20 protein-coding genes are annotated in these 21,865 nt (G+C 64.2%); 13 read left to right on the top strand and 7 right to left on the bottom strand.

Going from position 1 to position 21,865, the window contains the following annotated elements; genetic code table 11:
• Window positions 1–11 precede the first annotated feature (11 nt).
• From ACODS1_RS08555 to ACODS1_RS08530, 6 genes are all read left to right on the top strand, one after another.
• Window positions 12–3,488 (top strand): response regulator, encoded by a 3,477-nt coding sequence (locus tag ACODS1_RS08555; protein ID WP_489085345.1) that lies wholly within the window; start codon window positions 12–14, stop codon window positions 3,486–3,488.
• The gene (locus ACODS1_RS08550) at window positions 3,488–4,297 is read left to right on the top strand and encodes a CheR family methyltransferase (RefSeq protein WP_489085296.1); all 810 of its coding nucleotides are present in this window, start codon (window positions 3,488–3,490) and stop codon (window positions 4,295–4,297) included. The genes ACODS1_RS08555 and ACODS1_RS08550 overlap by 1 nt, the downstream gene beginning before the upstream one ends.
• Window positions 4,294–4,905 carry a chemotaxis protein CheB gene (locus ACODS1_RS08545; protein ID WP_489085295.1) on the top strand — a complete coding sequence of 204 codons (612 nt, stop codon included), beginning with the start codon at window positions 4,294–4,296 and terminating at the stop codon, window positions 4,903–4,905. The genes ACODS1_RS08550 and ACODS1_RS08545 overlap by 4 nt, the downstream gene beginning before the upstream one ends.
• Window positions 4,899–6,086 (top strand): hybrid sensor histidine kinase/response regulator, encoded by a 1,188-nt coding sequence (locus ACODS1_RS08540; RefSeq protein WP_489085294.1) that lies wholly within the window; start codon window positions 4,899–4,901, stop codon window positions 6,084–6,086. The genes ACODS1_RS08545 and ACODS1_RS08540 overlap by 7 nt, the downstream gene beginning before the upstream one ends.
• Before the next feature lie 173 nt (window positions 6,087–6,259).
• Complete coding sequence (locus ACODS1_RS08535; protein WP_489085293.1) at window positions 6,260–6,553, top strand: hypothetical protein; 294 nt, start codon at window positions 6,260–6,262, stop codon at window positions 6,551–6,553.
• Window positions 6,554–6,571: 18 nt separating this feature from the next.
• On the top strand, window positions 6,572–6,757 hold the full coding sequence (locus tag ACODS1_RS08530) for a PA3371 family protein (protein ID WP_322979943.1): 186 nt from the start codon (window positions 6,572–6,574) through the stop codon (window positions 6,755–6,757).
• 67 nt (window positions 6,758–6,824) lie between these two features.
• Here the strand turns inward: ACODS1_RS08530 and ACODS1_RS08525 are convergent, their stop codons facing one another.
• Both ACODS1_RS08525 and algB read right to left on the bottom strand, forming a co-directional pair.
• The gene (locus ACODS1_RS08525; RefSeq protein WP_489085292.1) at window positions 6,825–8,621 is read right to left on the bottom strand and encodes an ATP-binding protein; all 1,797 of its coding nucleotides are present in this window, start codon (window positions 8,619–8,621) and stop codon (window positions 6,825–6,827) included.
• 13 nt (window positions 8,622–8,634) lie between these two features.
• On the bottom strand, window positions 8,635–9,987 hold the full coding sequence (algB, locus tag ACODS1_RS08520; RefSeq protein WP_489085291.1) for a sigma-54-dependent response regulator transcription factor AlgB: 1,353 nt from the start codon (window positions 9,985–9,987) through the stop codon (window positions 8,635–8,637).
• A gap of 211 nt (window positions 9,988–10,198) precedes the next feature.
• On the opposite strand from algB, the gene ACODS1_RS08515 reads away from it, so the two are divergent.
• A complete protein-coding gene (locus ACODS1_RS08515) occupies window positions 10,199–11,029 on the top strand; it encodes a BON domain-containing protein (protein ID WP_489085290.1) in 831 nt (276 codons plus the stop codon).
• Window positions 11,030–11,095: 66 nt separating this feature from the next.
• Window positions 11,096–11,530, top strand: a complete 435-nt coding sequence (locus ACODS1_RS08510) for a ferritin-like domain-containing protein (RefSeq protein WP_489085289.1) — start codon at window positions 11,096–11,098, stop codon at window positions 11,528–11,530.
• 1,620 nt (window positions 11,531–13,150) lie between these two features.
• Here the strand turns inward: ACODS1_RS08510 and ACODS1_RS08505 are convergent.
• Entirely contained in the window at window positions 13,151–13,669 is a 519-nt protein-coding gene (locus ACODS1_RS08505) for a hypothetical protein (protein ID WP_322979948.1), read from the bottom strand.
• Window positions 13,670–13,920: 251 nt separating this feature from the next.
• Window positions 13,921–14,826 (bottom strand): LysR substrate-binding domain-containing protein, encoded by a 906-nt coding sequence (locus ACODS1_RS08500; RefSeq protein WP_489085288.1) that lies wholly within the window; start codon window positions 14,824–14,826, stop codon window positions 13,921–13,923.
• A gap of 230 nt (window positions 14,827–15,056) precedes the next feature.
• On the opposite strand from ACODS1_RS08500, the gene ACODS1_RS08495 reads away from it, so the two are divergent.
• Entirely contained in the window at window positions 15,057–16,481 is a 1,425-nt protein-coding gene (locus ACODS1_RS08495) for an aspartate ammonia-lyase (protein WP_322979950.1), read from the top strand.
• A 132-nt stretch (window positions 16,482–16,613) separates the two neighbouring features.
• On the top strand, window positions 16,614–17,867 hold the full coding sequence (locus ACODS1_RS08490) for a dicarboxylate/amino acid:cation symporter (RefSeq protein ID WP_489085287.1): 1,254 nt from the start codon (window positions 16,614–16,616) through the stop codon (window positions 17,865–17,867).
• A gap of 121 nt (window positions 17,868–17,988) precedes the next feature.
• Here the strand turns inward: ACODS1_RS08490 and pdxR are convergent, their stop codons facing one another.
• On the bottom strand, window positions 17,989–19,455 hold the full coding sequence (gene pdxR / locus ACODS1_RS08485; RefSeq protein ID WP_489085286.1) for a MocR-like pyridoxine biosynthesis transcription factor PdxR: 1,467 nt from the start codon (window positions 19,453–19,455) through the stop codon (window positions 17,989–17,991).
• Between the two features lie 97 nt (window positions 19,456–19,552).
• On the opposite strand from pdxR, the gene ACODS1_RS08480 reads away from it, so the two are divergent.
• The 3 genes from ACODS1_RS08480 to ACODS1_RS08470 are packed head-to-tail and all read left to right on the top strand — an operon-like array spanning window position 19,553 to window position 21,322.
• The gene (locus ACODS1_RS08480) at window positions 19,553–20,185 is read left to right on the top strand and encodes an FMN-binding negative transcriptional regulator (protein WP_489085285.1); all 633 of its coding nucleotides are present in this window, start codon (window positions 19,553–19,555) and stop codon (window positions 20,183–20,185) included.
• A gap of 19 nt (window positions 20,186–20,204) precedes the next feature.
• A complete protein-coding gene (locus ACODS1_RS08475; RefSeq protein WP_489085284.1) occupies window positions 20,205–20,645 on the top strand; it encodes a GNAT family N-acetyltransferase in 441 nt (146 codons plus the stop codon).
• Complete coding sequence (locus tag ACODS1_RS08470; protein WP_489085283.1) at window positions 20,645–21,322, top strand: GNAT family N-acetyltransferase; 678 nt, start codon at window positions 20,645–20,647, stop codon at window positions 21,320–21,322. Before ACODS1_RS08475 ends, ACODS1_RS08470 begins: the two co-directional genes overlap by 1 nt.
• Here ACODS1_RS08470 and zapA read toward each other — a convergent pair.
• Both zapA and ACODS1_RS08460 read right to left on the bottom strand, forming a co-directional pair.
• The gene (gene zapA / locus ACODS1_RS08465) at window positions 21,319–21,603 is read right to left on the bottom strand and encodes a cell division protein ZapA (protein ID WP_322979955.1); all 285 of its coding nucleotides are present in this window, start codon (window positions 21,601–21,603) and stop codon (window positions 21,319–21,321) included. The two genes, ACODS1_RS08470 and zapA, sit on opposite strands and share 4 nt — an antisense overlap.
• The gene (locus ACODS1_RS08460; protein WP_489085282.1) at window positions 21,600–21,830 is read right to left on the bottom strand and encodes a hypothetical protein; all 231 of its coding nucleotides are present in this window, start codon (window positions 21,828–21,830) and stop codon (window positions 21,600–21,602) included. Before ACODS1_RS08460 ends, zapA begins: the two co-directional genes overlap by 4 nt.
• Window positions 21,831–21,865: the final 35 nt, after the last annotated feature.

The raw sequence follows: 21,865 nt of genomic DNA, 5'->3' as shown, positions 1-21,865 counted from the left end.
ATGAGTCCGCCATGGACGAGGCCGGTTTCCGCCGCATCCTCAATCGCAACGTCAGCCTGCCGCTCGGCCTGGGGCTGGTCGGTGCACTGTTCTTCGCCATGGTGGTCGGCTACCTGCTCAACGCGATTCGCTGGGTCGAGCACTCGGATCAGGTGCTCAATCGCGCCGGCGAGATCTATAAGCTGACGCTGGACATGGAAACCGGCATGCGCGGCTTCCTGCTCAGTGGCCAGGATGACTACCTGGCGCCCTATGAACAGGCACGCGGCAAGTTCAAACCCTTGAGCGAGCAGCTCAGCGAGATCGTGACCGACAACCCCACGCAGGTGCAGCGCCTCGAGCGCGTGCGCGCCCTGCAGGAGCAGTGGGAGTCGTTCGCCCAGGAAGTGATCGGCAGTCGCCGCGCCGGCACCAGCTTCATCGGCGAGGTCAGTGGGGGGCGCGGCAAGAACCTCATGGATGGCATACGCCGCGAGCTGGACACCTTCATCAACAGCGAGCGCGAGCTGCGCCAGCAGCGCAATACCGAGGTCAGCGATACCAGCACCTGGGGAGCGGGCATCTATCTGGTGATCAGCATCCTGTTCAGCAGCCTGCTGGCGCTGTTCGGCCGGCGCGAGTTGCTCAATCTCTCCCAGACCTATTCGCGCGCCATGAGCGTGCAGGGCGAATACGCCGAAGAGCAGCGCCGGCGCGCCTGGCTCGGCGATGGCCAGACCCAGTTGGCGGAGCGTCTGCTCGGCCAACCCAACGTAGGCGAACTGGCCGATCGCTCGCTGGAGTTTCTCGCCGACTATTTGGGCTGCGTGGTGGCAGCGCTGTACCTGCGCGACGCCCAGACCGGCAATCTGCAACGCGTGGCCGGCTACGGCTTCAGCGAGGACGCTGGCGTCAAGGCGCATTTCTACCGTGGCGAAGGGCTGGTCGGTCAGGCCGCGCGCGGCCGCCGAGTGGTCTATCTGGACGATCTGCCGGCCGACTACATCAAGGTCGCATCGAGCCTCGGCGAAGGGCAGCCGGTGAGCGTTGCGCTGGTTCCGCTGCAGTCCGAGGAACGGATCAACGGGGTGATCGAACTGGCCTTCCTGCGCCCGCTGACGCCACGCGAGCGCGAATTTCTCGAAGCCATCGCCAGCAACGTCGGCATGGCCCTGGAAGCCGCACGCTATCGCCAGCGCCTGCAGGACGTGCTGGGCGAAACCCAGCAGCTCAACGAGGAGCTGCAGACCCAGCAGGAAGAGCTGCGCGCTGCCAACGAGGAGCTGGAACAGCAGGCCCGCGTGCTCAAGGAATCCCAGGCCCATCTGGAAACCCAGCAGGCCGAGCTGGAACAGACCAACGAGAAACTTGCCGAGCAGGCACAAACCCTCGCCGATCAGCGCGACGAGCTGGATCAGCGCAACACCACCCTGGGTCGCATCCAGACGCAACTGGAAGAACGCGCCGAGGAACTGCAGCGCGCCAGCCGCTACAAGTCGGAATTCCTCGCCAACATGAGCCACGAGCTGCGCACGCCGCTCAACAGCTCGCTGATCCTGGCCAAGCTGCTGGCGGAGAACGGCAAGGGCAACCTCGACGAGGAACAGATCAAGTTCGCCGAGTCGATCTACTCGGCCGGCAATGACCTGCTCAACCTGATCAACGACATCCTCGACATCGCCAAGGTCGAGGCCGGCAAGCTGGAGGTGCGCCCCGAACGCACCCCGCTGGCCAGCATGCTCGAAAGCCTGCGCGATGTGTTCGCGCCGCTGTCGCGCGAGCGCGGCCTGAGCTTCGTGATCGAAGAGCTGGACGACCTGCCCGCGGTGCTGTTCACCGACCGCCAGCGCGCCGAACAGATCCTGCGCAACCTGCTGTCCAACGCCTTCAAGTTCACCGACCGTGGCGGGGTGACCCTCAGCGTGTCGCGTCACGATGAGCAGACCCTGGCCTTCGCCGTGCGCGACAGCGGCATCGGCATCGCCCCGGATCAGCAGGAAGCGATCTTCCAGGCCTTCCGCCAGGCCGACGGCACCACCAACCGCCGCTACGGCGGCACCGGCCTGGGCCTGTCCATCTCGCGTGACCTGGCCGGGCTGCTCGGCGGTTCCATCAGCCTGCACAGCGCACCGGGCGAGGGCAGCACCTTCACCCTGCTGCTGCCCGAACGGCTGGTCGAAGGCGGCAGCGCGCCCAAACCGGCAGCGCAGGCACCCAGCCCCGCAGCCGCGCCGATTGCGCCAGCCGCAGCGCCCACCATGCCAGCAGCACCCCGCCAGCCGGCGCCGTTCGCCGATGATCGCGAGCAGCTCAGCGAGCGCAGTGGTCGCCGCGTGCTGGTGGTCGAGGACGAGGTGCGCTTCGCGCGCATCCTCTTCGATCTGGCCCATGAGCTGGGCTACGCCTGCCTGGTCGCCACCTGCGCCGACGAAGGCCTGGAGCTGGCGCGGCAGTACCGCCCGGACGCCATCCTGCTCGACATGCGCCTGCCCGATGGCTCCGGCCTCAGCGTGCTGCAGCGCCTCAAGGACGACGCGCAGACCCGGCATATCCCGGTGCATGTGGTCTCGGTGGAAGATCAGAGTGAAGCGGCCCTGCACCTGGGTGCGGTCGGCTATGCGCTCAAGCCCACCAGCCGCGACCAGCTCAAGGAGGTGTTCGGCAAGCTCGAAGCCAAGCTCAACCAGCAGGTCAAGCGCGTGCTGCTGGTCGAGGACGACCCGCTGCAGCGCGACAGCGTGGCCCGCCTGATCGGCGACGAAGATATCGAGATCACCGCCGTAGCCCTGGCCGGCGAAGCGCTGGAAAAACTGCGCACGACCGTCTTCGACTGCATGATCATCGACCTCAAGCTGCCCGACATGCAGGGCAACGAACTGCTGCGGCGCATGGCCGAGGAGGACATCTGCTCCTTCCCGCCGGTGATCGTCTACACCGGGCGCAACCTGACCCGCGACGAAGAGGCCGAGCTGCTCAAGTATTCGCGCTCGATCATCATCAAGGGCGCGCGCTCGCCGGAGCGCCTGCTCGACGAAGTCACCCTGTTCCTGCACAAGGTCGAGGCCGAGCTGTCCAGCGAGCATCAGCGCATGCTCAAGACCGCTCGCAGCCGCGACAAGCTGTTCGAGGGCCGCCGCCTGTTGCTGGTGGATGACGACGTGCGCAACATCTTCGCCCTGTCCAGCGCGCTGGAGCAGAAGGGCGCTTCGGTGGAAGTGGCGCGCAACGGCCATGAGGCGCTGGCCAAGCTGCGCGAGCATGACGACATCGACCTGGTGCTGATGGACGTGATGATGCCGGAGATGGACGGCTACGAAGCCACCCGGCAGATCCGCCAGCAGGCACGCTGGAAGAACCTGCCGATCATCGCCGTGACCGCCAAGGCGATGAAGGATGACCAGGAGCGCTGCCGCGAGGCCGGCGCCAACGACTACCTGGCCAAGCCCATCGACCTGGATCGCCTGTTCTCCCTGATCCGCGTGTGGATGCCCAAGCTGGAGCGTCTGTGATGCCGGACGAGATCGAGCTGCGCCTGCTGATCGAAGCGATCTACCTGCGCTACAGCTATGACTTTCGCGACTACTCCAAGGCCTCGCTGAAACGCCGCGTGCGTCAGGCACAGACGCAGTTGGACTGCCCGACCATCTCGGCGCTGCAGGAGCGCATCCTGCACGAGCCGCAGGCATTCATGCAGCTGTTGCAGTACCTCACCATCCCGGTCAGCGAGATGTTTCGCGACCCCAGCTACTTCCTCACGCTGCGCGAACAGGTGGTGCCGCTGCTGCACACCTACCCGTCGCTGAAGATCTGGGTGGCCGGCTGCAGCACCGGCGAGGAGGTTTACTCCCTGGCCATTCTGCTGCACGAGGAAGGTCTGCTGGAGCGCAGCATGATCTACGCCACGGACATCAACCCACACTCGCTGGAGAAGGCCGAGCAGGGCATCTTCGCCCTCGACCATCTGCGTACCTACACCGAGAACTACCAGCTCTCGGGCGGCAAGCGGGCGTTTTCCGACTATTACTCGGCGGCCTATGACCGCGTGCTGTTCGACAAGTCGCTGCGCGCCAACGTGACCTTCGCCGACCACAGCCTGGCCACCGACAGCGTGTTCGCCGAAACCCACCTGGTGTCGTGCCGCAACGTGCTGATCTACTTCAACCGCGACCTGCAGGATCGCGCCCTCGGCCTGTTCCACGAATCGCTCTGCCACCGTGGCTTCCTCGGCCTGGGCAGCAAGGAGAGTCTGGATTTCTCCGCTTACGCCCAGCAGTTCGAGGCGGTGTCGCGCCCCGAACGGATCTTCCGCAAGCGATGAGCGGCCCACGCATGCAACTGCGCGGCCTGAACCGACCGGCGCTGCAGGCACTGCTGATCGGCGCCTCGGCCGGCGGCGTGGAAGCGCTGCTGCAGCTACTCGAAGACCTGCCACAGGGCTATCGGCTGCCGGTGGTGTGCCTGCTGCACGTGCCGGATCGCAACGACAGCCTGCTGGCCGAGCTGCTCGGCCGGCGCCTGCGGCTGCCAGTCAAGGAAGCCGAGGACAAGGAATACCTGCGCGGCGGCGTGGTCTACGTAGCCCCCGCCGGTTATCACCTGTCCATCGAGCATGACCACAGCTTTTCCCTCAGCCGCGAGGAGCCTCGGCACTTCTCGCGGCCATCGATCGACATTCTTTTCGAGTCCGCCGCCGATGCCTACGGCGAACACTTGGCCGCCGCCCTGCTCACCGGCGCCAACGAGGACGGCGCCGCCGGTTTGCTGGCCATCCAGCAGGCTGGCGGCCTGACCCTGGTGCAAGAGCCCGGCGACGCTCAGGTACCCACCATGCCGGAGGCCGCGCTGGCGTTGCTTCAACCGGACTTTCTCCTGCCCCTTGCCAGCCTGCGTGTGCTGCTGGCCGAACTGGATACACCGCCATGCTGAGAAAGATCGAAGCCAAGGTGCTGCTGGTCGACGACCTGCCGGAAAACCTGCTGGCCCTGCGCTCGCTGATCCAGACCGAGGATCGCACCATCTTCCAGGCCAGCAGTGCCGACGAAGCCCTGTCGCTGCTGCTCGAACACGAATTCGCCCTGGCCATCCTCGACGTGAAGATGCCAGGCATGAACGGCTTCGAACTGGCCGAACTGATGCGCGGCACGGCAAAGACCAAGCGCATTCCGATCATCTTCGTTAGCGCCGTTGGCCGTGACATGGACTACGCCTTCCGTGGTTATGAGAGCGGCGCGGTGGATTTCCTGCATAAGCCGCTATCGCCCTTCGAGGTGCGCAGCAAGGTGGCGATGTTCGTTGAGCTGTACCGCCACCGTAAGGCGCTGAGCCAGCAACTGGAGGCGGTCGAGGCCGCACGCCGCGAGCAGGAGGCGCTGCTCGGTGAGCTGCGTGAAACCCAGGCCGAGCTACAGAAGGCGGTGCAGATGCGCGACACCTTCATGTCCATCGTCTCTCACGAGCTGCGCACACCGCTCAACGGCCTGATTCTCGACGCCCAACTGCGCAAGATGCGCCTGGAGCAGGGCCGCGAAGACGCCTTCACCCCCGACAAGCTGGCCGAGATGATCGCCCGTGACGAACGGCAGATTCGCAGCCTCAGCCGCCTGATCGACGACATGCTGGATGTCTCGCGCATCCGCACCGGTAAGCTCTCGGTGCGCCCGGAGCCGGGCGACCTCGGCGTGCTCGCCGGCAACGTGGTGGAAAACCTCAGCGCGCAGTTCACCAGCAGCGGCAACCAGATCGACTTGCAGGTCGATGGCCCCGCCCCGGTACTGATGGACGAGTTCCGTATCGAGCAGGTACTGGCCAACCTGCTGACCAACGCGCTGCGCTATGGCGAGGGCAAACCCGTCGGGGTGCGCGTATCCAGCGGCGCTGATGGCGTGCGCGTGGATGTACGCGATCAGGGCCTGGGCATTTCCGCAGCGGATCAGCAGCGGGTGTTCGAACAGTTCGAGCGCGTCTCTACGGCCAACGCTCCGCAGGGGCTGGGGCTGGGCCTGTTCATCAGCGAACAGATCGTCCAGGCCCATGGCGGACGCATCGAGCTGAGCAGCCAGCTCGGTGAGGGCTCCTGCTTCAGCATCGTGCTGCCCCGGCATGAGTGATCGTGCAAATTGCACGTGTCGCAATTCATGCATCTTGCAAAGCGCATGACCGCGGCTGCGCGATGAAAGTTTAACTTATTGATTTATAAGGATTTTATAGAAATAAAAAGTTGGTATGAGCGCTGCAATATCCGTCTCGTAAGCCCCGACTGAGCGACTGATGGAGAAGCGTCATGCACACGATTGGACTGAGCCTGTTCTGCGCCGCTGCATTGCTGACCAGCGGGGTTTACGCCAGCGACTTCAGCGATTCGGCCGGCGCCAGTGCCAGGACCGCCGACCTCATCCTTTCCCCCACCCAGGACAACGGTGCTCGCGTCAGCGCTCAGCCGCAGGCTGCCGCTGAGCGTCGTCAACCGGCCAACGTCGACGACAGCCGCTGGGTGCGGGTCTCGAGCCAGGGCCAGAGCCGCGATGCCAGCCGCGAACCGCGCTTCGCCGACAAGAGCCCGCGCTGGGTGTTCTGACCGACAAGGAGTCCCGACATGTCCCGAAGTGCCATCGTCCTGCTGCTCATGACCCTCGCCAGCCTAGCCGTGCTGTGGCTGAATCCCGGCCTGCACGCACCGCTCGCCCTGACCCTGAAATGCGCCAGCGCGGTGTTCGGCGTGGGATTCCTCGGCGCGCTGATGGCGGGCCGCCGTTTCAAGTTCGACCCGGTGCTGCGCTAGGCCCAGCCTGGTCGGTCGTACCCTGCAAAACGCCGCGACAATCGCGGCGTTTTGCTGCCTGCCTCGTTCACACCGGCAAACTGCAGCAGAAGCGGGCGCCTTCACCTGGTCGCGACTGCACCTCCAGCCGGCCGCCATGCAGCTCGGCGATCTCCCGCGCCAGCGCCAGGCCGAGGCCAACGCCGCCCTTGCGCCGGCTGACCTGCACGAAGGGCTCGAAGATGCGCGCCTGCTGGCCGAAGGGGATGCCCTCGCCCTGATCCTGCACGGTGACGATGACCTGCTCGCCCTGGCGACAGGCCTGCAGCTCGACCTGGCCGCCCCCGTCGCTGTGGCGCAGAGCGTTGCTGACCAGGTTATCGAGCAGGCGCTGCACCTGGCCGGCGTCGAGATTGAGCGGCGGCAGCGGCGCCTGGATCGAGCAGGCCAGGGTCACCTCGCGCTCGCCGGCCTCATCGGCGAAGCGTTCACGGGTCTGCTCGATCATCGCAGCCAGGTCGCAGGGGGTGCGTTGCAGGGTTTTCAGGCCGTTCTGGTAGCGGGAGAAATCCAGCAGGTCATCGATCAGGCGAACCAGCCGGTGCATTTCCTCGTCGACGGTGCGCATCAGATCCTGTTCGCGGCCCCCCTCCGGCAGCGACAGACGCTCACGCAGCAGGCTGAAGGCCATGTGCATGCCGGTAATCGGCGTACGCAGCTCATGCGAGGCGCGCAGGACGAATTCGTTGCGCACGCGCTCGAAGGTGCGCTGTTCGGTGACGTCGCGCAGCACCATCACAGCGCCCACACTGCCGCCTTCGCGCAGTTGCACCGGGGTCAGCGCCCAGGCCAGCAGACGCACCTCGCCATCGCCCTCGATGCGCAGGTCGGCCGGCTGCTCGCGCAGCAGTTCGCCGGCCAGCACCTGGCGTAGCGCCTCGTCCACCGCGTGGTCGGGCAACAGCGGGCCAATAGGCTGCGCGAGCACCGCATCGTTCCAGGACAGTTGACGCTGCGCCACCGGGTTGGCGTGTTCGATGCGGCCCTGGGCATCGAGGATGACCAGGCCATCGTCGATGCTGTCGAGCACCGCCTTCAGGCGTCCTTCACTGTTGAGCAACTGGTTGAGGTTGCTCGAATGGTACTGGCGCAGGGCTTCGGTCATCAGACCGAAGCGGCGGCTCAGCACCGCCAGCTCGAACACCGGTGACACCGGCAGCACCACGTCGTAGCGCCCCTGGCCGACCCGGTCGGCGGCACGCGCCAGCAGGTCGATGGGCGCACCGAAACGCCGGGCGATGCTGTTGGCGGTGAGCACGCCGATGGCCAAGACCGACAGACCGATGAAGGCCAGCAGGGCAGCGATCAGTTGCGAGCGCTCACCGGCCTGTTGCTCGGCGCCGATGATCGTGTCGACGACCCGGTTCTGCTCGTCCAGCAGGTGGTCGCGCAGCTTCACGAAGGCCTCGGTGAACGGTCGGTAGGCCCCCAGGTTATGCGGGCTCTGGCCAGCGGGCGTGCCTTGGTCGGCCGCCCTTACCATGGCATCGTGAAGCCTCTGAGCCTCTTCCAGCCCGTCCACGTAGCGCTCGCCCAGCTCTGCTTCGCTGCCCTTGGCCAGCGCCGCACGGAAGGCCTGGCGCACCTCGGCCAGGCGCTGCGCATCCGGGTTCTGCGCGATCAGCAGCAACAGTTCGTCGCCCAGGTGCTGGCGCAGTTGCTGGCCGAGCTGCACGGCACTGAAACCACGCTGGATCAGCTCGCTCTGGCTGCGCGCCATCTGCGTGACGCTCAACAGCCCGACCAGCAGTCCCAGCAGCGCCACGGTGATCAGCGCGGAGATGCTGAGGAACAAGCGGGTGCGAAGCTTCATCGACAGCTTCATGGAAACCCCACGGTCAAAGGTTGTACTGCTTGCGCTTGCGATAGAGAGTCGAAGCGTCGATGCCCAGGGTCTTGGCAGCCATGTCCAGGGTGTTGCTGCTGGCCAGTACGGCGGCGATGTGTGCCTTCTCCAGCTCCTCCAGGCTCATCGGTGCGCCCACGCGCACGGCGCTGCTCGGTGCTTCCGTGCCACCACCGAGGCCCAGGTGGGCGACTTCCACCGTCTCCTGCTGGCAGATGATGCTGGCGCGCTCGATGACGTTGCGCAGCTCGCGGATGTTGCCCGGCCAGTGGTAGGCCTGCAGCGCAGCAACGGCCTCGGCGCTAAAGGCGCAGGCCGGCCGGCCGTAGTCGCTGACGAAACGAGCGAGAAAGCGCTCGGCCAGCGACATCACATCCTCGTGACGTTCGCGCAGCGGCGGCAGCTTGAGGGTGATGACGTTGAGGCGGTAAAGCAGGTCTTCGCGGAAACGCCCCTCACGCACCATCTCGTCGAGATCCAGGTTGGTGGCGGCGACGATGCGCACGTCGGCGCGGCGGGTGACCGGGTCGCCCACGCGCTCGTATTCCTTGTCCTGAATGAAGCGCAGCAGCTTGGGCTGCAGGGCGAGGGGGAAGTCGCCGATCTCGTCGAGGAACAGGGTGCCGCCATCGGCCTGGCTGACCCGGCCCTGGGTGCTCTCGCTGGCGCCGGTGAAGGAGCCCTTGGCATGGCCGAACAGCTCGCTCTCCATCAGCTCGGCGGTCAGCGACGGGCAGTTGATGGTCACGCAGGTGCGCTTGGCGCGGCGGCTCCAGCCATGGATGGCGCGCGCCAGCTCGCCCTTGCCGGTGCCGGACTCACCGAGAATGAGGATGTTGGCGTCGGTCGCCGCCACCTGCCGCGCGGTCTCCAGCACGCTCATCAGCACCGGGCTGTGGCTGTCGAGCTGCGCGCCTTTTTCACGGACTTCGCCTTCCAGCGCCTCCAGGCGCGCCGCCAGTTGGCGCACCTCCAACTGCTTGGCGGCGGCCATGCGCAGTTGTTCCGGGCTGCAGGGCTTGACCAGGTAATCGGCGGCGCCAGCCTGCATGGCGTCCACGGCGGTATCCACGGCGGAATAGGCGGTGACGATCACCACGCGCATCCACGGCGCCTGCGCGCGCATCTGCGCCAGCACGTCCAGGCCGCTGTCGTCGCCCAGGCGCAGGTCGAGGAAGCACAGGTCGAAGACCTGACGCTGCAGCAGCGCCTCGGCCTGGGCCGCGCTGCTGGCACCGGCCACTTCATAGCCTTCATCTTCCAGGCAGTAGCGGAAGGTGCGCAGGATCGCGGCCTCATCGTCCACCAGCAGGATGCGCCCGCCGGTCTGTGCTGAATCTGCCATGGTCATGCTCCGTCTTATAGGTGTGATGCAGCTTAGTTAGGGAAAAACCGTGCAAGTTGCAATACAGGTAGAAATTGATCCTGCAGGCTGCATGCAGGCAGATTGCCTTTCAAAACTCTATCTTTATGTTTTTTAAGGTTTTTTATCTTATTTTCCGTCTGGCATGGCGGTTGCGTTAGGAAAAATATCTTTCTCGCACAGGAGCCCCTCCATGCCCCGCGTCCCTTCTCTGCTGTCGGCCCTCACTCTGGCCATGCTGATCGGCGGCACGCCGCTGGTCGCTCACGCCGCGGAAACCGAGCTGGAGCAGCAACTGGTGTCCGCTCGCCAGGAAGGTTCGATCTGGACGGCCTTTGCCCTCAACCGTCACCTCAACCCGTTCAAGCTGTCGATCGATGTGAAGGATGGCCGCGCCACCCTCAACGGCAGCGTCGAGAGTGGCGTACAGAAGGATCTGGCCGAACAGGTGGCGCTGAGCGTCGAGGGCATCGACTCGGTGGATAACCGCATCGAAGTCGACCCCGCCATTGCCGAAGGCAATCCTCCGGGCCTGGTGCAACGCCTGGAAGACGCCACCCTGGCTGCCACGGTGAAATCCAAGCTGCTTTGGAACAGCAACACGCGCGGCCTGGACATCCAGGTGCGCAGCGAGAACGGCGCCATCACCCTCAGCGGTAACGCCCAAACCTCAGCGGCCAAGGAGCTGGCCGGGCAGCTCGCGGAAAACACCGAAGGCGTGAGCCAGGTCTTCAACCACCTGAGCATCAGCAGCGCCGACAGCAGCAGTAGCGAAGTGCAGACCGCCGTCGAGGAGGCGCGCGAGAACATCAGCGATGGCTGGATCACCAGCAAGGTCAAGGCCAGCTTCCTCTACAGCCGCAACCTCGACGGCCTGAACATCGAGGTCAACACCCAGGACGGCCTGGTCACCCTGCGCGGCAAGGTGTTGAGCAACGCCGAGAAACGCCTGGCGATGGACATCGCCCGCAACATCCGTGGCGTACGCGGTGTGGACGCCGACGCCCTGCTGGTCAGCAGCTAATCACCTCGGTGGCTGCGACTTTCGCAGCCATCTTTCCTGCAAGTCCCATAGCCAAGGAGAACCTCCATGAGCAGCAAGACCGCACAACTCAACGAACTCATCGAAATCACCCGTGACGGCAAGCGCTTCTACCAGCATGCCCACGAGGAAGTGCAGGACATCCGCCTGCAGGCGCTGTTTCGCGACATGGTGCGCGCCAAGACCGAAGTGATCGACGCCCTGACCGTCAAGGTCGCCGCCAACCAGACTGAACCGGCCAGCGGCGGCACCCTGATGGGCAAGCTGCGCCAGGTCTACGCCGACACCCGCGCGACCATCGCCAAGGATGAAGACGCCACCTACGTCGCCCAGTTGGAGGAAGCCGAAGACCGCATCCTGCACGCTTTCGAAGACGCCTTGGAAAGCGCCGAGGAAGATGTACGCGTACTGCTGGCGGTGGAAATGCCCAAGGTACGCGCCTGCCATGACCGCATGCGCGCGCTGAAGCAGGAAATGAACTGAGCCATCGGCCAGTACCGAGCCCGCTGCGCCTGGCGTAGCGGGCTTTTTTGTGGGCGCAGGTAAGCGCACATGGTGTGCTTCGCATGCAAAAGCTCGCGGCTAAAGCCCCTCCTACGGTGTCTGCATGGGGGTTGTGGGAGGGGCTTTAGCCGCGACAGTCCCTGCCTAGCGAGGCACTTGGATGTTTGCGCCGCGTGGCAGCTCTACAAGACCGTCGGATGGGTAGAGCAGCGCGAAACCCATCAACCGGCCCCGGGTTTCGCTGCGCTTTACCCAGGCTACGTACTGGCAAGTTTGTGTGTCGGTTGCTCCAGTGCTCGTTCTGGCTTGCCGCGTTTTTGTTGATGTCTTTGGTTTCGCCCTCCCGGGCGAGTGACTTTTGCGGGCAAAAGTCACCAAAACCCTTCCACCCGATCATCCGGCCCTCGCTGCGCGAGGGTTCGCTCACTCCATCGTCGTTCCAGAGGCCCGACCGGATGCGGCCCACCGACGGTGGGCCATCCCTGGTCCATCGCGGCTCTCGGCTTTGGCATCCTGCGTCGCTCTACCTCCTGCGTCCATGCAGTCGTCGCGACATCCATGTCGCTCAACCTCTTCCACGACGATTCCGTTCGCCCTCCTGGGCGGGCTCTGCACGCGCCTGAACCCACGGTTATTCCCTGAGACTCTGGCTCGAATAGGAGGCGGCCGTAGGGCTGGACTCAGGAGCGCCAACGAACAGTCCGCCGGGCAATGCCAACCTTGGAACCACAACCTACGTCCAGCACTCCCAACGGAGTACTGCTTCCGAGCGGCCGGCGTCCCGGTACGCCACGAATACTTCACAGTCGACAGAACACGCCAGGCACCCATGGCATACCTGTCCGTTCAGGCGCGCGAATGGCCCCTTCAGGAGGGTGAGTGGAGTCGTTGTGGAGAGGGTTGAGCGGCATGGATGCCGCGAGAGCTGCGATGGGCCAGGGATGGCCCTTCGCAGCGTGCCCTCGGAGCAACGATGGAGCGAACGAACTCCGGCGCAGCCGGAGCCGGATGATGGGGCAAAGACTTTTTGCTTTCTTTTGTGGCGTTTGACAAAAGAAAGTCGCCGGGAGGCGAAACGGGAGCTATCAGCAGAACACCGATAAACAGTCTGCGTGCCATAAAACCGAAAGCGCTCCCTATTTGGCTCTGAAGTAACGATAGAGGTCTTGTGCCTTTTTATAGCCGTAAAAGGCCAGAACGCCAATCATGACTAAAGTTATGACTGGCCCAATAGCGTTCACGCCAGTCATCAATGAGAGATACAAGGAAGAGATAATGGATAAAGCCAAATAGCTAGATAGATGTTTATTTCGTACCGATAGAAACACAGGCACTGCACATAGCAAGAACATATGGAATACGACTTTGAGAAAAATCTCTGCAATCAGCTTTGCGGGGATTGACCCAAGCTGTGCTTGAGAAATTAGGATTAATGCCTGGTATGAGAGGTAATTAACCCCGACAGCGAATGCAACACTAATGCACAGTATAGGTAGAATCTTTTTCAACGTGGTATTCATAGTGGCAAGGCTAATTCCTATAACCGTTTGATTAGAGACCGGATTTTATACCGTCCCAGTGAGCAAGCGATTTGAATAGTTAGATTATTGGCGAATTTTCATTAAGGAAGTCGTTGTACGCCATCTGCAGGACTTCGTCCGTAAATCCGTGTTTCTCTCGAATTGGCTTGATTAAAAATTCCAGTTCGGAGTCCGTGCTCTCAAACTGCTCGCGCGCACGAGAAAGCTCACCAATCATTTGTTCTCTTCCTTTACAGGAGAGAAAGAGATGAATGCGATCTTTGAAGTAGTGATGCGCTAAGAAGTTACGAAGCTTTAGGCTTTCTGCAAGCTTGGATTCAAGCTCGGTGGTAATTGGGAATGTGGCCTTCAGGGTTCTGATCATTTTCCCCAGTGTCTTCTCAAAATGACCGTCCATGAACGTGTCAAAAAGCGCCGCCCACTCTTCTTTTGATCTTATCGTTCTTACCTTGTTTGGAATTAGATCGCAGTAAACCAAGGCATTAACTATTCCATGCTCTAAGACCTGGGCTTGGTATATTGCCAGCCCGAAATAAGCGTAAACTTCTTTGTGGTGCAGGTCTTCGTTCATAGGCATGGTGAAATCTAAAATTTATTAGATAGAAGGCGACAATAATCCGATAATAGAGCCTTCTATATAACTCCGCACCTACATCATAACCACCATGAAAAATCTCCATCAAATCCAAGCGTTATCTACTAGCCGCTGATATCTGAGCGTACTCGCTTGACCGCGTCGTTCGCCCTCTCGATCAGGAATGCATAGTAAGCCCAGTCAAAACACCACCGAAGCACTCCCCGTTGGAGCAACTCACCAACAGCCAACACTCACCCCCCAACCGCCCCTGCCTCCAACTTGCGCCAGAGCAAACGCACCGCCGCCTTGCGCACCAGGGCGCAGCGGTACAGGCGGATTTCCAGCGGGATCTGCCAGTGCTCACCACCACACACGGCCAGTTCGCCCCGCGCCAGTTCGGCGGTGACCGACAGCCGTGGCACCCAGGCCACGCCCATACCCTGCAGGGCCATGCTCTTGAGGCTGTCGGCCATGGCGGTTTCGTACACGGTGGTCGAACGCAGCACGCGCTGGCGCAGCAGCAGGTTCACCGAGCGACCGAGGAAGGCCCCGGCGCTGTAGGCCAGCAGCGGGATGGCCTGGCCGCTGTCGAGGTCGAACAGCGGCGTGCCATCCTCGCCGGTGGCGCACACCGGCAGCATGGCGGTGGTGCCCAGGTGCAGCGAGGGGAAGATCTGCGGATCCATCTGCAGCGCCGCGTCCGGGTCGTAGTAGGCGAGGATCAGATCGCAGGCGCCCTCGCGCAGGGAGTGCACTGCCTCGCCGACGTTGGTCGCCACCAGGCGCGTATTGAGCGGCAGGCCGTCGCGGCGCAGGCCGGCGATCCATTGCGGGAAGAAGCCGAGGGTCAGCGAGTGCGCGGCAGCGATCTGCAGCACTTCGCCCTGCTGGCCTTCGAGGTGGTGCAGGTGGCGCACCACCTCGCCAAGTTGCTCGACCAGGCTGCGCGCGGTGACGAGAAACAGCTTGCCGGACTCGGTCAGCTCGATGGGCGTGCAGGAACGGTCGACCAGGGTCAGACCGAGCATGCCTTCCAGGCTGCGGATGCGCCGGCTGAACGCAGGCTGGGTGACGAAGCGCTTCTCGGCAGCCTGGGAGAAGCTACGCGTGGCGGCCAGGGTGACGAAGTCTTCCAGCCATTTGGTTTCCAGGTTCATTGCAGGCTCCCGAGGATCGACCCGATGGATAGGACGCGAACCGTGGAGCAGGCACTGCTGAAGCCCTTCCTACAACGGTCATGTACGCCGTAACGGCGCTCAGCGTCACATCGGCATTATGCCGATTGTGCATAGGGCAGCAAGCAACGGCATTGGCGAAAACCTCGGCAGGACACCTAATCTATGGGCATCGCGGCACTTGCCGCATCTCCCAGAGAGCCTGTCTCATCATGTCCGCTGCTGCATCCTTCCGTGTCGAAAAAGACCTGCTTGGCACCCTCGAAGTCCCGGCCGATGCCTATTACGGCGTCCAGACCCTGCGCGCCGTGCAGAACTTCCGCCTGTCCGGTGTGCCGCTGTCGCATTACCCGAAACTGGTGATCGGCCTGGCCATGGTCAAGCAGGCCTCGGCGGACGCCAACCGCGAGCTGGGCCACCTGTCCGCTGCCAAGCACACGGCGATCAGCACGGCCTGTGCGCGCATCATCCAGGGCGAGTTCCACGAGCAGTTCGTGGTCGACATGATCCAGGGCGGCGCCGGCACCTCGACCAACATGAACGCCAACGAGGTGATCGCCAACATCGCCCTGGAAGCCATGGGCCATGAGAAGGGCGAGTACCAGTACCTGCACCCGAACAACGACGTGAACATGGCGCAGTCGACCAACGACGCCTACCCGACCGCCATCCGCCTGGGCCTGCTGCTCGGCCACGACAGCCTGCTCACCGCGCTGGACAAGCTGATCCAGTCGCTGGCCGCCAAGGGCCTGGAGTTCGGCCATGTACTGAAGATGGGCCGCACCCAGCTGCAGGACGCCGTACCGATGACCCTTGGCCAGGAATTCCACGCCTTCGCCACAACCCTCGGCGAAGACCTGCAGCACCTGAAGATGCTCGCCCCGGCGCTGCTCACCGAGGTCAACCTGGGCGGTACCGCCATCGGCACCGGCATCAACGCCGACCCGAAATATCAGGCCCTGGCCGTCAAGCGTCTGGGCGTGATCAGCGGCCATCCGGTCAAGCCGGCGGCTGACCTGGTCGAAGCCACCAGCGACATGGGCGCCTTCGTGCTGTTCTCCGGCATGCTCAAGCGCACCGCGGTCAAGCTGTCGAAGATCTGCAACGACCTGCGCCTGCTGTCCAGCGGCCCGCGTACCGGTATCAACGAGATCAACCTGCCGGCGCGTCAGCCGGGCAGTTCGATCATGCCGGGCAAGGTCAACCCGGTGATCCCAGAGGCCGTCAACCAGGTGGCCTTCGAAGTGATCGGCAACGACCTGGCGCTGACCATGGCGGCCGAGGGCGGCCAGCTGCAGCTGAACGTGATGGAGCCGCTGATCGCCTACAAGATCTTCGACTCGATCCGCCTGCTGACCCGCGCCATGGATATGCTGCGCGAGCTGTGCATCGACGGCATCACCGCCAACGAAGCGCATTGCCGCGCCCTGATGGAGAACTCCATCGGCCTGATCACCGCGCTCAACCCCTATATCGGCTACGAGAACGCCACCCGTATCGCCAAGGTCGCATTGGAAAGCGGTCGCGGCGTGCTGGAGCTGGTGCGCGAGGAGAAGCTGCTGGACGACGCCACCCTGGCCGACATCCTGCGCCCCGAAAACATGATCGCCCCGCGCCTGGTTCCGCTGCAGGGTTGATCGCTCGCATGACCCACGCCGCCCACCGGGCGGCGTGTTCATTTATGCCCCCGAACTCGCTCAACCGGTGGGCGACACCGCTCAAGGCCGTTCAGACGGCCCCACGACAATGACAATCCGGGTGATAACCACATGAGTCAAAGCAATCCCCCTTCCCAATCCTTCCTGGCCCGCGTGCCGCTGTGGCAACAGATCCTCGTCGGCCTGGTGCTCGGCGTGGCCGTCGGCATGCTGTTCAAGAGCACGGCCCAGGCGCTGGTTCCGGTCGGTGCGTTGTTCCTCAATGCAATCAAGATGCTGATCGTGCCGCTGGTGTTCATTTCCCTGGTGGCGGGCATCACGGCTATGAGCGACAGCGCCAAGCTCGGCCGCATCAGCGTCAAGACCATCGCCATCTACCTGATCACCACTGCCTTCGCGGTGAGCATCGGCCTGGCCTTCGGCACCCTATTCAGCCCCGGTGAAGGCATGCACATGGTTGCCAGCGGCAGCGAAGAGGCCAAGCAGGCGCCGTCGCTGGTGCAGATCCTGGTAGGTCTGGTGCCGACCAATCCGGTGACCGCCTTCGCCGAAGGCAACATCCTGCAGATCATCGTCTTCGCCATCGCTCTGGGCGTGAGCATGAACCTGGTCGGAGAAAAGGCCGCGCCAGCGATTCGCCTGTTCGACAGCCTGGCCGAGGTGCTCTACAAGCTCACCGACCTGGTGATGCGCTTCGCTCCCATCGGCGTGTTCGCACTGATCGCTGGCGTGGTTGCGTCCCACGGTATCGAGGTGCTGCTGCCCCTGGCCGGCGTGATCGGGGTGATCTACCTGGCCAGCCTGGCCCATCTGCTGCTGATCTACGGCGGTCTGATCGGTGGCGTGGCGCGCCTCAGCCCGCTGCGTTTCTTCCGCGGCATCGCCCCGGCGCTGGCGGTGGCCTTCAGTACTTCGAGCAGCTCCGGCACCCTGCCGGTGTCCATCGAGTGCGCGCGCAAAAACCTCGGCGTATCGCAGGGCGTGGCCGGCTTCGTGCTGCCGGTGGGCGCCACCATCAACATGGATGGCACCGCGATCTACCAGGGCGTACTGGCGCTGTTCATCGCCCAGGCTTTCGGCATCGACCTGAATGCCGGCCAGTACCTGATGATCATCCTCACCGCCACGCTGGCCTCCATCGGCACCGCCGGCATCCCTGGCGCCGGGCTGATCATGCTGGGCCTGGTGCTGAGCTCGGTGGGTCTGCCGCTGGAAGGCGTGGCGCTGATCGCCGGTATCGACCGCATCCTCGACATGGCGCGCACCACGGTGAACGTCGCCGGCGACCTGATGACCACCACGCTGGTCGCGCGCAGCGAGAACGAGCTGGATCGGGAGATCTACAACAGCGACAACGCTGCCTGAACGACGATTTTCATAGGAGGCCTCACCAGCCTCTCCACTTCGGGATGGCTTCGGCCATCCCTTTTTTTGCCCGGAAACGGGCACACAAATCGCGGCTGAAGCCGCTCTTACAAACACTCCCCTAGAGCTTCCAGGCCTGCCGGAGCCGCTGCACGGCATCGACGATCTGCGCCTCGGGCACGGCGGCAAAACCCAGCACCAGGCCAGCGCGTGCGTCTTCCGGCGCCGGGCTATCGGGTAGCCAGTAGCCGCTCAAGCCGTTCATCTCGACTCCGGCGTTACGCGCAGCGCTGACCAGCGCCTGCTCACGGTCCAGGCTGTCGACACGCAGACACAGGTGCAGGCCGGCTTCTACCGTCGGCAACGGCGCACAACCCGGGATCGCCTGCGGCCATTCACGCAGCAGGGTGTCACGCCGTGACCTGGCGGCCTGGCGCATGCGCCGGATATGCCGCTGGAAATGCCCGGCGGCGATGAACTCAGCCATCACCGCCTGGGTGCCGACCTCGGAATGGCGCATGTCCAGCGCCCGCCGTTGGGCGAAAGCCTCGGCCAAGGCTGGCGGCAACACCAGGTAGCCGAGGCGCAGGGCAGGGAAGGCCAGCTTGCCGAAGGTGCCGACGTAGATCACCCGCTGCTGGCGATCCAGCGCGGCCAGCGGCGCCAGAGGCGTTCCGCTGTAGCGGTACTCGCCATCGTAGTCGTCTTCGACGATCCAGCCCCCCTCGCGCTTGGCCCACTCCAGCAGCGCCAGGCGCCGTGGCAACGACAGGGTCACACCGGTCGGGTACTGATGCGACGGCGTCAGGTAGACCAGCCGGCAGCCGCCTATCCGCAGCAACGCCTCGACCTGCAAGCCATCGGCATCCACCGGCACGCCCTGCAACTGCGCGCCGGCCACGGCGAAGGCATGCCCGGCGGCGCGGTAGCCCGGGTTCTCCACTGCCACGCGATCACCGGACTGGATCAGCAACTGCGCACACAGGCTGATGGCTTGCTGCGCACCGCAGGTGATGACGATCTGGCTGGGGTCGCATTCCAGGCCGCGACCGTTACGCAGATAGGCCGCGATCAGCTCACGCAACTGCCAGTCTCCCGCCGGATCGCCATAGCCCAGACGCGCCAGTGACGGCCGTCGCCAGAACCGCGCCTGCAAGCGCGCCCAGGTCTCGAAGGGAAACAGGTCGAAGGCCGGCACGCCGATGCGGAACGCGCGCGGCGCATCCACCGGCGGCAATGCCAGGTGATGCTGCTGCAGGCGTTGCAGGGCCGGGCTGCCGAGCGCATCGCTTGACGGCGGAGCGGGCTGTGGCCGCTGGCGCGTCAGTTCGGCGACATAGGTGCCGTCACCCACGCGGCCGGCGACATAGCCCTCGGCATAGAGCTGATCGAGGGCGCGTGTCACGGTGTTGCGCGAAATGCCGAGCAACTCCGCCAGCTCTCGGCTGGCCGGCAGGCGCGTCCCACCCGCCAGACGGCCATCGAGAATGCGCTCGCGCAACGCCTGGTAGAGCTGGCGCGCCAGGCCCTGACCAGGCTGCAGGCGAATGCCGGAAAGATCGAAGGGCAGGGCGGGTGTGTTGGCCATGGCAGCGGGATTGGCTCCATCGAAGTAATCAGTAATGGATCTTACGTCAGACCAATATCCTGCCTAGCATGGGTGCATCACGCCAGGAGAAGCTGCCATGTACTGCCCCACCGCCTTTCGCCAGGACGACCTGACAGCGCTGCACGCGCAGATTCGCGCCAGCGGCCTGGCCCTGCTCAGCAGCGCCGGCCAGCAGGGGCTGCAGGCCAGCCACCTGCCGTTGCTGCTGGAAGCCGGCGAAGGCGAGTTCGGCACCCTGTACGGCCACTTCGCCCGCGCCAACCCGCACTGGCGCGACCTGGCGGACGGCGCCGAAACCCTGGTGGTGTTCAGCGGCCCGGACGCCTACGTGCACCCCGGCTGGTACCCGGCCAAGGCCGAGCACGGCAAGGTGGTGCCGACCTGGAACTACATCGCCGTGCATGCCTGGGGCCAAGCCGAGGTGTTCGACGAGCCCGAGCGCCTGCTGCAACTGGTCAGCCGCCTCAGCGACCACCACGAACAGGGCCGCCCGCAGCCCTGGGCGGTCAGCGATGCGCCGCGCGAATACCTCGACGCCATGCTGCGCGCCATCGTCGGCTTCGCCCTGCCGATCCGCCGCATTGAGGGCAAATGGAAACTCAGCCAGAACCGCTCGCCGCAGGATCAGGCTGGCGTGCGCGCCGGCCTGGCCGCGTCAGCCAACCCGCGCGAGCGCGAACTGGCCGCGCAGATGAACACCAGTGACTGACCTCGAAAGGAATGCACCCATGCTCGACATCCGCCCCATCACCGCTGCCGATCACGCCGCCTGGCTGCCGCTCTGGCAGGGCTACCAGCGCTTCTACCAGGCCGAGATACCCGCTGAAACCAGCGCCATCACCTGGCAGCGCTTCCTCGACGAGGCCGAGCCGATGCATGCCGCGCTGGCCTGGCAGGACGGCGAAGCGGTCGGCCTGGTGCACTTCATCTACCACCGCAGTTGCTGGACGACCGGTGACTACTGCTACCTGCAGGATCTGTTCGTGGCCGAGCACATTCGCGGCGGCGGCGTGGGGCGTGCGCTGATCGAGCACATCTACGCCGAGGCACGCGCCGCCGGCGCCAGCCGCGTGCATTGGCTGACCCAGGAAACCAACTACCAGGGCCGCATGCTCTACGACCGCATCGGCGACCGTTCCGGATTCATCCAGTACAGGAAGCTTTTCTGATGGCCAAAGACCTTTCGAGCTGGCAACCCCGCCCGACACCCGATCAGCGTGTGCTTCAGGGCCGTTTCGTGCGTCTCGAGGCACTCGCAGTCGCGCGTCATGGCGATGATCTCTGGCGCGCCTTGCAGGGCCCGGATCCGGCGCTCTGGGATTACCTGCCCTACGGCCCGTTCCGCGAGCGCAGCCAGTTTGATGCCTGGCTGACGAACAATACCGAGCACAGCGACCCACTGTTCTATGCCGTGATCGACCAGGCCAGCAGCCGCGCTCTGGGGGTATTCAGCTACCTGAATATCGTCGCGCAAGATGGCTGCATCGAGATTGGCCACGTGGCCTTTGGTGCGCCCATGCAGCGCACGGCAGGTGCGACCGAGGCCATTTATCTGCTGGCGCGGCACGCCTTCGACGACCTGGGCTATCGCCGTCTGGAATGGAAGTGCAACGCGGCCAACACCCGCTCCGTGCGGGCAGCCGAACGTTTCGGCTTCGTCCATGAGGGCCTGTTTCGCCAGCACCGGGTAAACAAGGGCAAGAACCGCGACACGGCCTGGTTCTCCATCATCGATGGCGAATGGCCGCGCTGTCGCGACGCCTTCCAGCGCTGGCTGGCGACAGAGAATTTCGATCAGCAGGGGCAGCAGCGCCAACGTCTGCAGGCGCTGCGCGAGTCGGCCTAGGCGCGATCCTGCAACTGCGCCTGGATCAGTTGATTGAGCGCCTGCAAACGTGGCTCGACATCGCTCGCCGAAGCCTGCGCCAACTGCCGGGCAAGCAGATTGAGCGCACTGAGCAGGAGCAACTCCTGACCGGCGGCCTTGGGGTAGCGTTGCTCGTTACTGGCGATTTCCGTCTGCAACAGACCAATGGCTTCGTGCAGCAGATTTGCGCCGGCTTCCGGCGTCTTGATCGAGTAATCACGGCCGAACAGGTGCAGGACGCGCACGCCCTCGCGGCTCATGCCTCGGCGCGACCTTCACCGACGCGCTGTACCAGCGCCTGCAGACGGGCGACGGCGTGGTTCTGCTGTTCTTCCTGCTCCAGCAATTGCAGTTGCAGGGCGTCGTTGTCTTCGCTGGCCTTGTTCAGCTCAGCGCGAAGTTGCTGGTTGTCGCTGGTGAGCTGTCGGTTCTGCTGCAGCAGTTCGGCCACCAGGTTTTCAAGTTGTGCGAGGGTGCTATCGAGCATGCAATACGTCCTGGACAAGAGGGATGGAGCCGGTT

The sequence above is a fragment of the Pseudomonas sp. FG29 genome (assembly GCF_057809355.1).
The sequence above is the reverse complement of the archived record's forward strand: the minus strand, read 5'-3'. Positions and strand labels throughout refer to the sequence as shown.

Excerpts from the sequence above, each read along its gene's own strand:
- ACODS1_RS08555 (WP_489085345.1), top strand. The coding sequence starts at position 12 with ATGGACGAGGCCGGTTTCCGCCGCATCCTCAATCGCAACGTCAGCCTG.
- ACODS1_RS08550 (WP_489085296.1), top strand. The coding sequence starts at position 3,488 with ATGCCGGACGAGATCGAGCTGCGCCTGCTGATCGAAGCGATCTACCTG.
- ACODS1_RS08545 (WP_489085295.1), top strand. The coding sequence starts at position 4,294 with ATGAGCGGCCCACGCATGCAACTGCGCGGCCTGAACCGACCGGCGCTG.
- ACODS1_RS08540 (WP_489085294.1), top strand. The coding sequence starts at position 4,899 with ATGCTGAGAAAGATCGAAGCCAAGGTGCTGCTGGTCGACGACCTGCCG.
- ACODS1_RS08535 (WP_489085293.1), top strand. The coding sequence starts at position 6,260 with ATGCACACGATTGGACTGAGCCTGTTCTGCGCCGCTGCATTGCTGACC.
- ACODS1_RS08530 (WP_322979943.1), top strand. The coding sequence starts at position 6,572 with ATGTCCCGAAGTGCCATCGTCCTGCTGCTCATGACCCTCGCCAGCCTA.
- ACODS1_RS08525 (WP_489085292.1), bottom strand. The coding sequence starts at position 8,621 with ATGAAGCTGTCGATGAAGCTTCGCACCCGCTTGTTCCTCAGCATCTCC.
- algB (WP_489085291.1), bottom strand. The coding sequence starts at position 9,987 with ATGGCAGATTCAGCACAGACCGGCGGGCGCATCCTGCTGGTGGACGAT.
- ACODS1_RS08515 (WP_489085290.1), top strand. The coding sequence starts at position 10,199 with ATGCCCCGCGTCCCTTCTCTGCTGTCGGCCCTCACTCTGGCCATGCTG.
- ACODS1_RS08510 (WP_489085289.1), top strand. The coding sequence starts at position 11,096 with ATGAGCAGCAAGACCGCACAACTCAACGAACTCATCGAAATCACCCGT.
- ACODS1_RS08505 (WP_322979948.1), bottom strand. The coding sequence starts at position 13,669 with ATGCCTATGAACGAAGACCTGCACCACAAAGAAGTTTACGCTTATTTC.
- ACODS1_RS08500 (WP_489085288.1), bottom strand. The coding sequence starts at position 14,826 with ATGAACCTGGAAACCAAATGGCTGGAAGACTTCGTCACCCTGGCCGCC.
- ACODS1_RS08495 (WP_322979950.1), top strand. The coding sequence starts at position 15,057 with ATGTCCGCTGCTGCATCCTTCCGTGTCGAAAAAGACCTGCTTGGCACC.
- ACODS1_RS08490 (WP_489085287.1), top strand. The coding sequence starts at position 16,614 with ATGAGTCAAAGCAATCCCCCTTCCCAATCCTTCCTGGCCCGCGTGCCG.
- pdxR (WP_489085286.1), bottom strand. The coding sequence starts at position 19,455 with ATGGCCAACACACCCGCCCTGCCCTTCGATCTTTCCGGCATTCGCCTG.
- ACODS1_RS08480 (WP_489085285.1), top strand. The coding sequence starts at position 19,553 with ATGTACTGCCCCACCGCCTTTCGCCAGGACGACCTGACAGCGCTGCAC.
- ACODS1_RS08475 (WP_489085284.1), top strand. The coding sequence starts at position 20,205 with ATGCTCGACATCCGCCCCATCACCGCTGCCGATCACGCCGCCTGGCTG.
- ACODS1_RS08470 (WP_489085283.1), top strand. The coding sequence starts at position 20,645 with ATGGCCAAAGACCTTTCGAGCTGGCAACCCCGCCCGACACCCGATCAG.
- zapA (WP_322979955.1), bottom strand. The coding sequence starts at position 21,603 with ATGAGCCGCGAGGGCGTGCGCGTCCTGCACCTGTTCGGCCGTGATTAC.
- ACODS1_RS08460 (WP_489085282.1), bottom strand. The coding sequence starts at position 21,830 with ATGCTCGATAGCACCCTCGCACAACTTGAAAACCTGGTGGCCGAACTG.